The sequence below is a fragment of the Desulfoprunum sp. genome (assembly GCF_053613775.1).
The window spans coordinates 117,872-130,976 of sequence record NZ_JBSHXH010000006.1 but is presented as its reverse complement, the minus strand read 5'-3'; the positions used below and the strand labels follow the sequence as shown (position 1 = coordinate 130,976).

The window sequence follows — 13,105 nt, the reverse complement described above, 5'->3', positions numbered from 1 at the left end:
AAATTCCTGGGACAGGTGAAATCCCCAAAACGTGCGATCAGGAAAGCGGCGAGTCCTGACAGATGGCGGAGATATCGACACGCTTGGCGTCGTGCCAGAGGCCGTCCAGATCGTAGAATTTTCTCTGTTCGTGGTAGAAGATATGAACAATGACATCGTCGAGATCGAGGAGGACCCACAACCCTTCCTGCAGCCCTTCGGCATGGGTGGCCTTCACCCGTTTGTTGCTCAGTTCTCTCTCGATGGCCTCGGCGAGGCCCTGGACATGGCGGGTCGATCGGCCCGTCATGATGACGAAGTAATCGGTGAATGATGCAATTCCCCGGACATCGAGGATAACCAGATCCTCGGCCTTGGTGTCCTGGGCGATGGTGGCGCAGAGCCTGGCGATTTCCATTCCGCTCTTGTCGCGGTGTTCTTTCTTCAGTTGTTTCATGTTTCTCTTGTGCCCTTTTCTCCCGGGGCTGTCAATTTATTTTTGCTGTTTCTTCGGCGCCCGCGGCGGAAACTCGAAGGTGACCTTGCCGCTTTTCGAAAGCAGGAGATAGGCGTCGAACGGGCGTTTCTTCTTGGAGATGAAGCCCGTGATCAACTCGGTCTTTCCCGCCTCCAGCATCTGCCGGATGTGCTGGGCGGTGATCTGCCTGTCGAGGATGATGCGGCTGATCCTCAGGCCGTTTTTGTCGTCGCCGGCCAGGGCCGATTCGGACATATAGGCGATCGGGGTCTCGTAGACCGGTGTGCCGTCGATCGGCGATCGGCCGAGGGGCTCTCCCTGGCGGATGGTCTCCAGATCGAGATTGCTCGTCGATTCGGCGAACAGAAATTCGATCTTATTGTCGACCAGGCGGATGGAGGCGGTGAACGGTTTGCCCTTCTTTGACCGGAAATCGCTGAACGGGCCGAGCGTCTTGCCCTCGATCAGGGCAACGATCTCGTCTTCGGCCATCATGCGGCCGCCGAGGATCTTGCGCAGCCTGATCTTCCGGTCTTCGGAGATATAGGCGGTCGGGGAGGAATAAAAGCGTTTTCCGGCCACGGGGCTGAAGGGGGCCTCCGGTTCGGTGGCATCGGTCTCGAAACTCTTGACCTGGGAGATGATGTGGCTGGTCAGGTTTCGGATCTCCTCCATGAACTTCTGTCGCGAAAATTCACCCTTGAGCATCTTGTTCAACTTCAGTTCCCACTCGCCGGTCATCTCCGGCGAGGCGAGGACATCGATCTTCATCGCCTCGAGGAGGGCGAGCAGGTTGAAGGCCTTGCCGGTCGGGGTGAGTTCCTTGCCCTCGCGGACGACGTATTTCTCCTTGATCAGCTTCTCGATGATCGCGGCCCGGGTGGCCGGGGTGCCGAGGCCGCGCTCTTTCATGGCGTCGGCCAGTTCATCGTCGTCGATGAGTTTGTCGGAATTCTCCATTGCCGAGAGCAGGGTCGCCTCGTTGTAACGTGGCGGCGGGGTGGTTTCCTGTTCCTCCCGGTCGATGCGGGCGCAGAGGACCGGAGTTCCGGTGGGAATGGATCTGAGTACCGTATCCTTGTCATCGTCCTCGAATTTGCCGTAGATCGCCTTCCAGCCGGCCTCTAGCAGGATTTTACCCTCAGTGAGAAAGGTCTCGCCGGTGACGACCGAGACGCGGCGGGTATTGAGGTAGACGGCTGGAGGGAAGAAGACGGCGAGAAACCGCTGCACCACCATCCGATAAATCTTCATTTCCGGCTCCGACAGGGTGGCCGGGATGGCGGTGGTGGGGATGATCGCGTGGTGATCCGAGATCTTGCTGTTGTTGAAGATCCGCTTGTCCGGCTGGATATAGCCTTTGTCGAGCGCCTCGGCCGCATATTGGGAAAACTGCCAGTCCGTCTGGGCCTTGAAGACCCGGGTGACAATGTCGTTATAGTCTTCCGGCAGGTGGCGGCTGTCGGTCCTCGGGTAGGTCAGCACCTTGTGGCGTTCGTAGAGGGACTGGGCGATGGACAGGGTCTTCTGGGCCGAAATGCCGAAGCGGGTGTTGGCCTCGCGTTGCAGCGAGGTCAGGTCGAAGAGCTGGGGCGAGCGCTGCGTCGTTTTCTTGCTTGTTTCCTCGACCGCCGCCGGCTGGCCGGTGCAGGCGGCGACAATGGCCTCGGCCTTTTCTTTCTCCCAGATCCGGTCGGCGCGTTCGTACCCGTCATTTTCCTCCCGGACAAAATGAGGGTCGATCCATTTGCCCTGATAGCTGTCCTGGTCGTAGGCAAAGGTGGCGAGCAGGGTTGAAAAAGGCCGCGGGACAAAACTCTGGCGGACCCGCTCGCGCTTGACGAGAAGCGAGAGGGTTGGCGTCTGCACCCGGCCGCACGGCGTCAGGAAGAAACCGCCTCGCCGCGAGTTGAACCCGGTCAGGGCGCGGGTGGCGTTGATGCCGATCAGCCAGTCGGATTCGGAGCGGCAGAGGGCGGTGTCCTCGAGTGGGTGCATCTCCTCGTTGGAGCGGAGCCGGGCAAGGCCGTTTTTGATGGCCTCGCTGGTCATCGACTGCAGCCACAACCTTTTGAAGGTCTTGTGGCCGACGGAGGTGTTCCAGACATACTGGATGATGTATTTGAAGATCAGCTCGCCTTCGCGGCCGGCATCGCAGGCGTTGATGATCTCGACGACGTCCTTGCGGCGGATGAGTTTCTGCAGGGCGTGCAGCTGTCCCTTGGTGTCTGGGAGTTCCTTGAGGGGAAATTTTTCCGGCAGGATCGGGAGCTTGGCGATATCCCATTTTTGATAGGCGGGATCGATTTCTTCGGGGTAGCAGATCGAAACCAGGTGGCCGATGGCGAAGGACACGATATGCCGATCCCCTTCGTAATGGGTCTTGGCCTTGGTGAACTTGCCGGGCAGAACCTTGACGATGTCTGCTGCGACGCTGGGCTTTTCGGCGATGATGAGGATTTTTTCAGTCATGAACAGGCTTGTGGATCGGGCTGGCTGCGGATTGTCGGCTATCGCGTCAGTTGTTGGCCGAATGAAATCGAGCTTGAATATACGATATATCGTTTTCGGTTGGATTCGAGGAAGAGATGCTGAAATTGATGGATTTCTCTAAGGCTCGGACCCGGACCGGAACAGAGAGTTGTTGTAAAGGTCGAATATGTGTTTGTCAAATGTAATTTCTATGGGATTGGATTGATTGTAATAGTTAACAATATGAAATTAATTTAAAATATTTTATTTTGCTTTGGTGTGTGGTCCATATGGGACGTGGGGAATGCCTGAATGGCAGGGGGCAGTGTTGGAACATGTTTTTCCGGTGTTGTCAATGACCCTGTTGCGGGCGGGTCGAATCGGACACCGTCGAGGAGGGCTGAGGAGCAGGGAAAAGGCCAATCCCTCCCGGCAACGGAATCTGGTTCCGCAGGAGATCGGTCGCATTCCCCTCGGCGGTTCCGCACGAAGACGCACGGGGTGCGGCCGGGCGGCCTTTGCCGTTGCATCTTCGTAACGGGATTGAGACGGCAGGCCGTCGGGGGAGTTGCGGGATGTCTCCTATTGTCTGCTGCGGATCGCGGCGGAGACGTCACGGGTCATCTCGAGAACCTTCCGGGCATGGTTCGGCGAGATTGATCCGGTGCCGCAGCTGGGGGTGATCAGGGTCTGGGCGATGATCCTGTCACGTGAAAATCCCAGCTGCTCGAGTTGCGTCGTCTGCAGGTCCCATCTGGCGACCAGGGAATCGACGGATTCCATGTCGATCCGCTCCTCGTCGGTCGGCACGATGCCTGTCGCCAGGATGCCGCCGCGCTCAAGGAAACCGCGCAGGTGCTCGGGGTAGAGGATCAGCCGGTCGAAAAAGGAATAGGCATCATAACTGAGGATGTCGATACCGGCATCGAAAATGACCGGCCACTCGGTATTGGCGCAGACGTGAACCCCGACCAGTCCGCCTTCGGCCCGAACAGCGTCGAAGGTCTCGGTCAGGCAGGCGATGATCTCGTCGGCAGTGATGGTGATGAAGGCCGATGAACCAAGGCCGGCCAGGGCCGGTTCATCGAAGAAGAGCAGAACCGTTTCGGTGATTTCCCTCATCCTCCGGGTCTGCCAGCGGGCCTTGAGCGCCAGCAGCTTGACGGCCGCATCCCGCAGCTGGTCGTTGTAGAATATAGCCCTGCCCTGTTGATCGACCAGGCCGGTGCAGAAGGTGATCGGGCCGGTGATCTGGCCTTTGAGGGCGACCAGGGACTCCTTTTTCCGGTTGGCCATTTCCAGGAACGTGAAGAACCCCTTCGCCTCTTTCCGGGAGAGGGTAAATCGCGAGTCGGCGAGATCAGCGCCGCTTTCGGCGACCGCCAGGTATTCTTCATAAAAGGCGAGGATCTCCGCCTCGAAACCATCCTTTTCGGTATTGATGACCAGTTTGCCCTCCGTTTCCGAGATCCCGGGCAGGCCGGGCAGGAACTGGCGCAGCATCCCCTCGTCGCGAAAGACGGGAAGCTGGGGCCACAGGGGAATTTCAGGGGTGTGGGCCATAATGAGCTCAGTGGCGGCGGCATGCTCCTGCAGCGGCAGGCTGCCGATCAGGACGGGAAGGGCTCGGGGGGTAAATTTTGTCATGTCTGGTTTTTTGACCTGTGCCTGCAGGGCAGGCTGGTGGGGTGTGGTCTGCCGGAGCGGCCACAACGCAATTGTCAAATCGGTGTTGTCAGTCGTGGGGATAAAAAAAAGGCAGGCGCAAAAAGCGCCTGCCGGTGCCGCATAGGGATGCGCAGTTTGTCAGTAGCAGGGAACTTCATACCTCCGTTTCATCGGGTATGGAAAAGATGCCCAGTACCGGGTCCCGTCATAGGGGTTCTGCTGCCACTCACCGCTGACGACCCGTTCTTCGACGCAGATCCTCCGCTGTTCGACCACGACCGGCGGGGCATAGTAGTAACGAGGAGTGTAAACCGTGCCCGGCGGCGGGGCGAAAGCCTGGCCGATGATTGCTCCGGTCAGCAACCCGAAGGCGACTCCGGCGATGATTTCTCCATCGTTGTGCCCGCCATGGTGATAGCCGTAAGCCCGAGGCGAAGAATAGCGATAATATCCCCCGTGTCCTCGGTATCCCCCATAGTATCCCCCGTATCCCCCGTATCCCCCGCGGGCGAACGCCGGGGCAGAGATCAACAGTAGCGATACCAGGCAGATGAAAGCGGATATTTTCTTCATTGGCGATTTCCTCATGGGGTGGAAAAATTTGCATCAATAGACGCATGCCCGCACCGGACTTGTAATTAAAATATGTGGAGATTTATACTTTTTGTCAAGTTGCATGAGGCCTGTCACAGTCGAAATCGGAATTCCCGCCGCCGATTATTTTGCTTTTGCTTCACGCTTGACATGGAACCACTGATATGGTTATATAATCCCGCTGTTGTAACTGGTGCGGGTGTAGCTCAGTTGGTAGAGCACAAGCTTCCCAAGCTTGGGGTCGCGAGTTCGAGCCTCGTTGCCCGCTCCATTTCCAGAGCGGGACCGGTGTATCTGGTCGGTAATCGTTCTGTTCCGGTATACCTCCTGCAGAATCTTTGCAGGCAGGCTTTGGAAAGTGGGCAATGCCCGCTTTTTTTTATGCCTGTTGACCGGAGGGGGGGATAGTCTGTCAGGTGGAAACACCTGTTGATCATATTGAAAAATTACAGGATTAAATCGTTCGTCCGGAAATTGCCGGTTGGCTGGCTGAGCACGATGAAAATATGAGTGATCACGTAATAGACAAGGTGCGGGACTTTGCTGAGGGCCTCCTGCCGACGATGGGACTGGAACTGGTCGATGTCCAGTTCCGCCGGGAAGGACATGGTTGGGTCCTGCGTCTATTCATCGATCGGGAAGAAGGCGTCACTGTCGATCACTGTGCCGATGTCAGCCGTGAGATCGGACAATTCCTTGATGTCGAGGATCTGATAGGTCATCCCTATCACCTCGAAGTGTCGTCCCCCGGCCTTGAGCGGCCGCTGAAAAGCATGCGCGATTTCCAGCGGTTTGTCGGCAAGAAGGCGAAGATCAGGATGCATGAAAATCTTGACGGTCAGAAGGTGTTTGTCGGCATCATCGGTGAAGCGACGGAAGAGGCGATACAGCTGGATCTGGAGGAGGGGGGCAAGGTTCGTGTCGCCTTTGATCAGATCGGCAGGGCCAGGCTGGTGTTTTGATACGAATTGGAGAAAATTCGGGGAATTACAGATTTATATTCTCCAAATATAGACGGAAAAGGATGGGGTAAAAGCATGTTATCGGAATTGAAGCGCATAATCGATCAGATCAGCAGGGATCGCGGCATCGACAGGAGGCTGCTGATTGAGGCCATTGAAGAGGCGGTTCAGTCGGCCGCACGCAAGAAGCTGGGAAGCCGCCGCGAGATCGAGGTCCGCTACAACGAGGAATTCGGCGAGGTCGAGGTCTATCAATTCAGGAACGTCGTCGAAAAGGCCGAAGATGAACAGACCGAGATATCCTTTGACGATGCCCTGGTCCTTGACCCTGACGTCCAGCTTGGCGACGAACTGGGCGAAAAGATGGAAAACATCACCGATCTCGGCCGGATCGCCGCCCAGTCGGCCAAACAGGTTATCATCCACAAGATGAAGGACGCCGAGCGCGAGGTCATCTTCGACATGTTCAAGGATCGTCTCGGCGAGGTGGTCAGCGGCATCGTCCAGCGCTTCGACCGCGGCAACATGATCATCAACCTCGGCCGTACCGACGCGATCCTGCCGAAGGACCACCAGATCCCGAAACGCTCGTTCAAGCAGGGTGACCGCATCCGCGCCTACCTGATGGAGGTGCGCCAGACGGCGCGCGATTCCCAGCTGGTGCTCTCCAGGACCTGTGACGAATTTCTGGCCAAACTCTTCCAGATGGAGGTGCCGGAGATCTCCGAGGGCATCGTCAAGATCATGGGGGTCAGCCGCGAGCCCGGTTTTAGAGCCAAGATCGCCGTCAGCTCCTCCGAAAGCGACGTCGATCCGGTGGGCGCCTGCGTCGGAATGAAGGGCTCCCGGGTGCAGAATGTCGTCCAGGAACTGCAGGGCGAGCGGATCGATATCGTGACCTGGAGCCCGGACCCGGCCAAGTATGTCTACAACGCCTTGGCCCCGGCCCATGTCAGCATGGTCATGGTTGACGAGGAAAGCCATTCCCTGCTCGTGGTCGTGCCCAACGACCAGCTGTCGCTGGCGATCGGCCGTCAGGGCCAGAATGTGCGCCTGGCCTCGAAGCTGCTGGGGTGGAGAATCGATGTCAAGAGCGAGCAGCGCTATGCCAATCTCGAGGATCAGGGGTATTGTGGTCTGCTGGAGATCGAAGGCGTCGATGAGGCCCTGGCCGACCAGATCCTCGCCAAGGGCATACTGTCGGTTGAAATGCTGGCCCGGGCCCAGGTCGAGGATCTCACCGTCATCCGCGCCATCGATGAGGAATTCGCCGCCTACCTGATCCATTCCGCCGGCAAGATCAGTGGCATCGCGCCTGTGAGCGCGCCCCAGGTCGCTGTCGCCGAGGCGCAGCCTGCGGAAGAGAATCAGCCTGATGGTGATCAGGATACCGATACGGTAAACGAAGGCAATGGGGATGATGAACCGCACGTCGGGTGATGTCCACCCATGACGGAACCTGTCCGGACCTGTGCGGCCTGCGGGACAAAGCGAGGCAAAGGGGAGCTGCAGCGCTTTGTCTGGGAGGATGAACGGCCGGTACGTGATGATGATGGGCGCTGCAAGGGTCGCGGAGCATATTGCTGCCGGGATGAAACGTGTCTCGAAAGGTTCCTGAGCCAGAAGAAAAAATGGAAAAGACTGTTTCGCCTTTAGGGAAATAATCTTTATAATACTTGAGAGAAAGCTGTGCCGCTGCGGACTGCCAACTCTGAGAAAGGATGCCGTAGAGAAGGATAGACGGGAGCAACGAATGAGCAGGGTGAGGATTTATGAACTGGCCAAAGAGGCTGGGATGAACAGCAAGGCCTTGGCAGACAAGCTGATGGCAAAGGGTTTTGCGATCAAGGGGCCGAGTTCCACAGTTGATGAGGACGTCGCTGATACGATCCGCAAGACGGTTCTCCGGCAGGCAAATGTCGAACTGGCGGAAAAGCCCATCTCTGCCGACAGGGGTCGGGCTCCTGTTCAGAGAAGGACCACCGTGATCCGCCGCCGGCCGAAAACCGCTCACGAAGAGGCTGCCGCCGAGCAGCTGCAAGCGGGCGGCGAAGAAGAACAGCCGATTGCAGGTGCAGTTGTTCCGCCGACGGAAAAGATCGAGGGGAAATCGGCAATCCGGAAAGCGACGGAGCCATCCCCGGCGGGGGCCGATCAGGAGAGGCAACCCGAGCGGATCGTTGCACATGCGGAGGAGAAAGAGACCCAGGCCCCGCAGGCGATGGCGACACCGGCACCGGCGCGGGAGGAGGATCGCGAGGCTGAAGCCCCGGTCCGGACCGAGGTCGCCGGCGAAACCCCTGTAACGGTCGTTGCCGAATCACCGGCCTTTGAAACGAAACAGTTTTTTCCCGAACGCAAGCCGAAGAAAGAGAAGGAAAAGGAAATCGAGAAGAAGGTTCCGCCCCGTAGTAAAGGCCTGGCGCGAGTCGTCGGCACGATCGCGATCCCGGTAGAGGATGATCAGTCGTCCCAGCGGTTCAAGAAGAAAGTCGCCAGAACGGGACCTGCGGCGAAAATCGCTGGGGCGGAGCCGGTCGCGGCCGTGGTCACGCCGGTGACAGAGGACAGCGCCCGTGGCAAGAAAAAGGGAAAACGGGCTCCCGGGGCTGTCGAAGAAGAGGAAGATCGGCGGCAGGGTAAAGGGGTCGGGAAGAAGGGCAAAAAAGGGGTCAAGTTTACCCATTTCGGTGCCGATTATCAGGTTCCACGCGGTTCAGGGAAGAAAGGGAGACGTGACAAGGGTCGTGACAAGTCATTGCCGCCGGCGGCTGAGATGAAGGCCAGTAAGAGACGGATCAAGGTCTTCGAGACGATCAGCGTCGCCGAACTTGCCAGCAGGATGAAAGTCAAAGCCAGCGAAGTGATCGCCAAACTGATGGGGCTCGGCGTGATGGCGACCATGAACCAGGCGGTGGATGTCGATACCGCCATGCTGATCGCCACCGATTTCGGCTACGAGGTCGAGCAGGGCATCACCGAAGAGATCGGCATCCAGATGTTCGAAGAGGCCGAGGAGGGCGGTGAGGTGCAGCCGCGCTCTCCGGTCGTCACGGTCATGGGGCATGTCGATCATGGCAAGACCTCGATACTCGATGCGATCCGCAAGACCGATGTGGCGGTCGGGGAGGCCGGCGGCATTACCCAGCATATCGGGGCCTATCATGTCCGTTCCAGTGCCGGCGACGTCACCTTTGTCGATACCCCGGGCCATGCCGCGTTTACCGAGATGCGATCGCGCGGAGCGCAGATAACCGACCTGGTCATTCTCGTCGTGGCAGCCGATGACGGCGTCATGGATCAGACCCGTGAGGCCATCAACCACGCCCAGGCGGCCGGGGTCCCGATCCTGGTGGCCGTCAATAAGATCGATAAACCGAATGCCGATGTCGACCGGGTGAAGAGGGAACTGTCCGATCTCAATCTTGCCCCCGAGGACTGGGGCGGCCAGACGGTCTACTGCGAGACCTCGGCGAAGAAAAATATCGGTATCGACAACCTGATGGAGAGTATCCAGTTGGTCGCCGAGATGCTCGAACTCAAGGCCGATCCGACCAGAAAGGCCAAGGGGCGGGTCATCGAAGCCCAGCTCGACAAGGGTCGTGGGGCTGTAGCGACCGTGCTGGTCCAGGAAGGGACGCTCAATCGGGGAGATTATTTCGTCGTCGGTCAGTACAGCGGCAAGGTCCGGGCGATGCTGGACGACAAGGGCAGGCCCATCAAAAAGGCCGGTCCTTCGATTCCCGTCGAGGTCCAGGGCCTTTCCGGCGTTCCCTCGGCCGGCGATGAATTTCTCGTGGTTACCGACGAGAAGATGGCAAAAAGCGTCAGCAGCGCCAGGGCCCTGAAGGCGAGAGAGATGGAGCTTGGAGCCACCTCCAAGATCTCCCTCGACAAACTCTTTGAGAAGATGAACGAAGGTGAGGTGCAGGAACTGCGCGTGATTATTCGCGCCGATGTTCAGGGGACCCTCGAGGCCTTCGCCAAGGCCGCCGAAGAGCTGTCCACCAAGGATATCAAAGTCAAGGTCCTGCACGAGGGGACCGGTACCATCACCGAGTCCGATATCCTCCTGGCGTCCGCCTCGGAGGCCATCATCATCGGTTTTAACGTCCGGCCGACCGCCAAGGTCAAGGATCTTGCGGTTCGGGAAAATGTCGATGTCCGCTCCTATGATGTCATCTACCACGCCCTCGACGATATCCGCAAGGCGATGGTGGGCATGCTCGAGCCGACCTTCAAGGAGGATGTCATCGGCAATGCCGAGGTCCGCGAAATTTTCCATGTCCCGAAAATCGGCACGATCGCCGGCTGCTCGGTCACGGATGGCAAGATTCAGCGCAATGCCAGTGTCCGGGTGCTCCGTGAGGGAGTCGTGATCTCCACCGGAAAGATCGCCTCGCTGCGCCGCTTCAAGGATGACGTGAAGGAAGTTCTGACCGGGTACGAATGCGGCATCGGGGTGGAAAACTTCAACGATCTGAAGATCGGCGACAACCTCGAGGCCTTCGTCATGCTCGAGGTCGAGGCAACGCTTGAGTAAGGTGAAGGGCATGGCGGGCGGTTTCGACCCGAAAAAGACCTTTGATGCACTGGGGCTGGGCCGTGCAGGCCAGAAACGGTCGGCACGGGTGGCAGATGTCATTCAAAAGGAACTGGCGATGCTGATCCTCACCAAGGTTCGCGACCCGAAACTGGCCGGCGTCAGCATCTCGCGGGTCGAGGTCAGTGATGACCTGCAGAATGCCAAGATATTTTTCACCATTCTCGGTGATCGCAAGGCGGTGCGGGCTGCGAAGGAAGGGCTTGAGCACGCCAAGGGGTTCATGCGAACCCATCTCGCCAGGACCATGAACATGCGCTACACTCCGACCCTGCAGTTCAAGTATGACGAAGTAGCGGAGAAGGTCGAGCACCTGGAGAATATTTTCCGGGAAATTGCAGATGAGAGGGATCACGGTGAGGGGAATTCCTGAGACCATAACGAAGTGCATTTCCGACAATCAGCGCTTCGTTCTGTTGACCCATATCCATCCGGATGGCGATGCGCTCGGCTCGATGTTCGGTCTTGCCGATATCCTTGAAGGCATGGGCAAGGAGGTCTTCTGTTTTGTCGAAGAGCCGGTATCGCAGTTGTACGCCTTCCTCCCCGGGGCCGGCAGGGCCAGTTGCGATCTCGACGCCCTGCATGAGTTTGTCCGCCAGGCGCACGACAAGGCGATGATGATCGCCCTTGACAGCGGCGACGACAACCGCCTCGGCAAATATAAGGATGAACTGCTGGCCATCACCCCTCTGGTGGTGATCGATCATCACAAATCCCATAAGGAGTATGGCGAGTGTCGCTGGGTCGAGCCGACCCGTTCGTCCACCGGCGAGATGGTGTACGAACTGGCCATGGCCCTGGGCGTGGAAATATCGTATTCCTGCGCCTTTCATCTCTATGTGGCGATTTGTACCGACACCGGATCATTCCGCTTTGACTCGACCCATCCCCGGACCTTTCAGATTGCTGCCAGGCTGCTTGAGGCCGGGGTCAATCCCGCCGAGATTTCCTGTAAGATTTATGACAATTACAGCGTCGCCCGGCTGAGTCTGCTGCAGCTCGTCCTGGCGACGCTGACGCTCTACGCCGCCGACCAGGTCGCCTGTATCCATGTGACGCCGGACATGTTCGCGGCGAGCGGTGCCGCGGTTCAGGATATTGAGGGATTCATCGATTATCCGCGATCGCTGCAGACAGTGAAGGTGGCCGTCTTCATCAAGGAGATCCAGCCGGGGCAAATCGCCGTCAGCCTCAGGGCCAAAGGTGGTTGTGATGTGGCCGAGATCGCGAAGGTGTTCAATGGCGGGGGACACCGCAATGCTGCGGGTTTCCGCTTCAGCGGCAAAGATCTTGCCGAAGTTCGATCCCAAGTGCTCCGCGTCCTGAACAACGATCTCGGCGTCCAGCCTGACAGCACCGACGGTTGATCGACAATGGACCCAGTCGGACTGCCGGATACCGTTTCCAGGGAACTGCCGCCTCAGGACACCGGCAGGATTTTCTTGATCGACAAGCCCGCCGGACCGACGTCCTTTGCCATGGTGCGGGGGCTTCGCCGTGTCCTCGGACTCAAAAAGGTCGGCCATGCCGGCACTCTCGATCCGTTCGCCTCCGGCCTGCTGATACTCTGCGCCGGAAGGTCGGCGACCAGATTGATTCCTCGGTTTATGGACGGCGACAAGGAATATCTCGCCACGCTCTGTCTTGGGGTGGAAACGACCACCCTTGATCCCGAGGGATCCGTCACCAACCGGTGTGAGGTGGGTAGAAGAGATGCCGCCGAGATCGAACGGGTCCTGGCGCGATTCCGGGGCGGCATGCTGCAAACCCCGCCGGCCTTCTCGGCCCTGAAACATATGGGCAAACCGCTCTATCACTACGCCCGACGGGGGATCACGATCGTCAAGGAGCCGAGGGAGGTGAAGATCTCGGTGCTTGAGCGGACCGACGGCGATCAGGATATTATCGGCGATGAGTGTCTTCTCCGCCTGCGCGTGGTATGCAGCAAGGGTACCTATATCCGCTCCCTCGCCGCCGATATCGGTTCGAGCCTTGGTTGCGGCGCCTATCTCAAAGAACTCCGCCGAACGCGCAGCGGATGCTTTTCGCTCGACGGGAGTCTGTCCGGTGATGTGCTGCGAAGTGGAAACGACTGCCAGCAGGTGCTGAATGCGGCCATGTCCATCGAGGAGGCATGTAATCTCTTGCAATAATCAGGTAAGTCCGATAATATTGCACTCCGCAGTAGAAGATCATGATCTTGAGGAGTACCCCAGGGGACGCCACCTTGCTTTGGGAACTCGACGGCATGATTGGACGAGGCGGCCGAACCGGTCATCCGGTTCATCCCGAAACAAACAGAAAAATACCAACTTCAATATATCAACGAGCGTCTTGCTTCAGGAG

At 58.3% G+C, this 13,105-nt stretch carries 11 protein-coding genes and 1 tRNA gene; 8 read left to right on the top strand and 4 right to left on the bottom strand.

Annotated features, from left to right (window positions below):
• Positions 1-37 precede the first annotated feature (37 nt).
• From rsfS to ACWGKN_RS13375, 4 genes are all read right to left on the bottom strand, one after another.
• Complete coding sequence (gene rsfS, locus ACWGKN_RS13390) at positions 38-436, bottom strand: ribosome silencing factor (protein WP_035230497.1); 399 nt, start codon at positions 434-436, stop codon at positions 38-40.
• A 36-nt stretch (positions 437-472) separates the two neighbouring features.
• Positions 473-2,929, bottom strand: a complete 2,457-nt coding sequence (locus tag ACWGKN_RS13385) for a DNA topoisomerase III (RefSeq protein WP_035230495.1) — start codon at positions 2,927-2,929, stop codon at positions 473-475.
• Positions 2,930-3,511: 582 nt separating this feature from the next.
• Positions 3,512-4,576, bottom strand: a complete 1,065-nt coding sequence (locus ACWGKN_RS13380; RefSeq protein WP_424256370.1) for a uroporphyrinogen decarboxylase/cobalamine-independent methonine synthase family protein — start codon at positions 4,574-4,576, stop codon at positions 3,512-3,514.
• Positions 4,577-4,735: 159 nt separating this feature from the next.
• Positions 4,736-5,170 carry a hypothetical protein gene (locus tag ACWGKN_RS13375; protein WP_052160051.1) on the bottom strand — a complete coding sequence of 145 codons (435 nt, stop codon included), beginning with the start codon at positions 5,168-5,170 and terminating at the stop codon, positions 4,736-4,738.
• 216 nt (positions 5,171-5,386) lie between these two features.
• On the opposite strand from ACWGKN_RS13375, the gene ACWGKN_RS13370 reads away from it, so the two are divergent.
• From ACWGKN_RS13370 to truB, 8 genes are all read left to right on the top strand, one after another.
• A tRNA-Gly gene (locus ACWGKN_RS13370) sits at positions 5,387-5,462 on the top strand.
• Between the two features lie 235 nt (positions 5,463-5,697).
• A complete protein-coding gene (locus ACWGKN_RS13365; protein ID WP_052160050.1) occupies positions 5,698-6,153 on the top strand; it encodes a ribosome maturation factor in 456 nt (151 codons plus the stop codon).
• Positions 6,154-6,228: 75 nt separating this feature from the next.
• Positions 6,229-7,593 (top strand): transcription termination factor NusA, encoded by a 1,365-nt coding sequence (nusA, locus tag ACWGKN_RS13360; RefSeq protein WP_424256369.1) that lies wholly within the window; start codon positions 6,229-6,231, stop codon positions 7,591-7,593.
• Between the two features lie 9 nt (positions 7,594-7,602).
• Positions 7,603-7,809 (top strand): YlxR family protein, encoded by a 207-nt coding sequence (locus tag ACWGKN_RS13355; RefSeq protein ID WP_424256368.1) that lies wholly within the window; start codon positions 7,603-7,605, stop codon positions 7,807-7,809.
• 97 nt (positions 7,810-7,906) lie between these two features.
• On the top strand, positions 7,907-10,696 hold the full coding sequence (gene infB, locus ACWGKN_RS13350; RefSeq protein WP_035230490.1) for a translation initiation factor IF-2: 2,790 nt from the start codon (positions 7,907-7,909) through the stop codon (positions 10,694-10,696).
• 1 nt (position 10,697) lies between these two features.
• Complete coding sequence (gene rbfA / locus ACWGKN_RS13345; protein ID WP_424256379.1) at positions 10,698-11,129, top strand: 30S ribosome-binding factor RbfA; 432 nt, start codon at positions 10,698-10,700, stop codon at positions 11,127-11,129.
• Positions 11,098-12,126: a DHH family phosphoesterase gene (locus ACWGKN_RS13340; protein WP_452095441.1), complete on the top strand. Its 1,029-nt coding sequence runs from the start codon at positions 11,098-11,100 to the stop codon at positions 12,124-12,126. The genes rbfA and ACWGKN_RS13340 overlap by 32 nt, the downstream gene beginning before the upstream one ends.
• A 6-nt stretch (positions 12,127-12,132) precedes the next feature.
• Complete coding sequence (gene truB / locus ACWGKN_RS13335) at positions 12,133-12,912, top strand: tRNA pseudouridine(55) synthase TruB (protein ID WP_452095440.1); 780 nt, start codon at positions 12,133-12,135, stop codon at positions 12,910-12,912.
• Positions 12,913-13,105 lie beyond the last annotated feature (193 nt).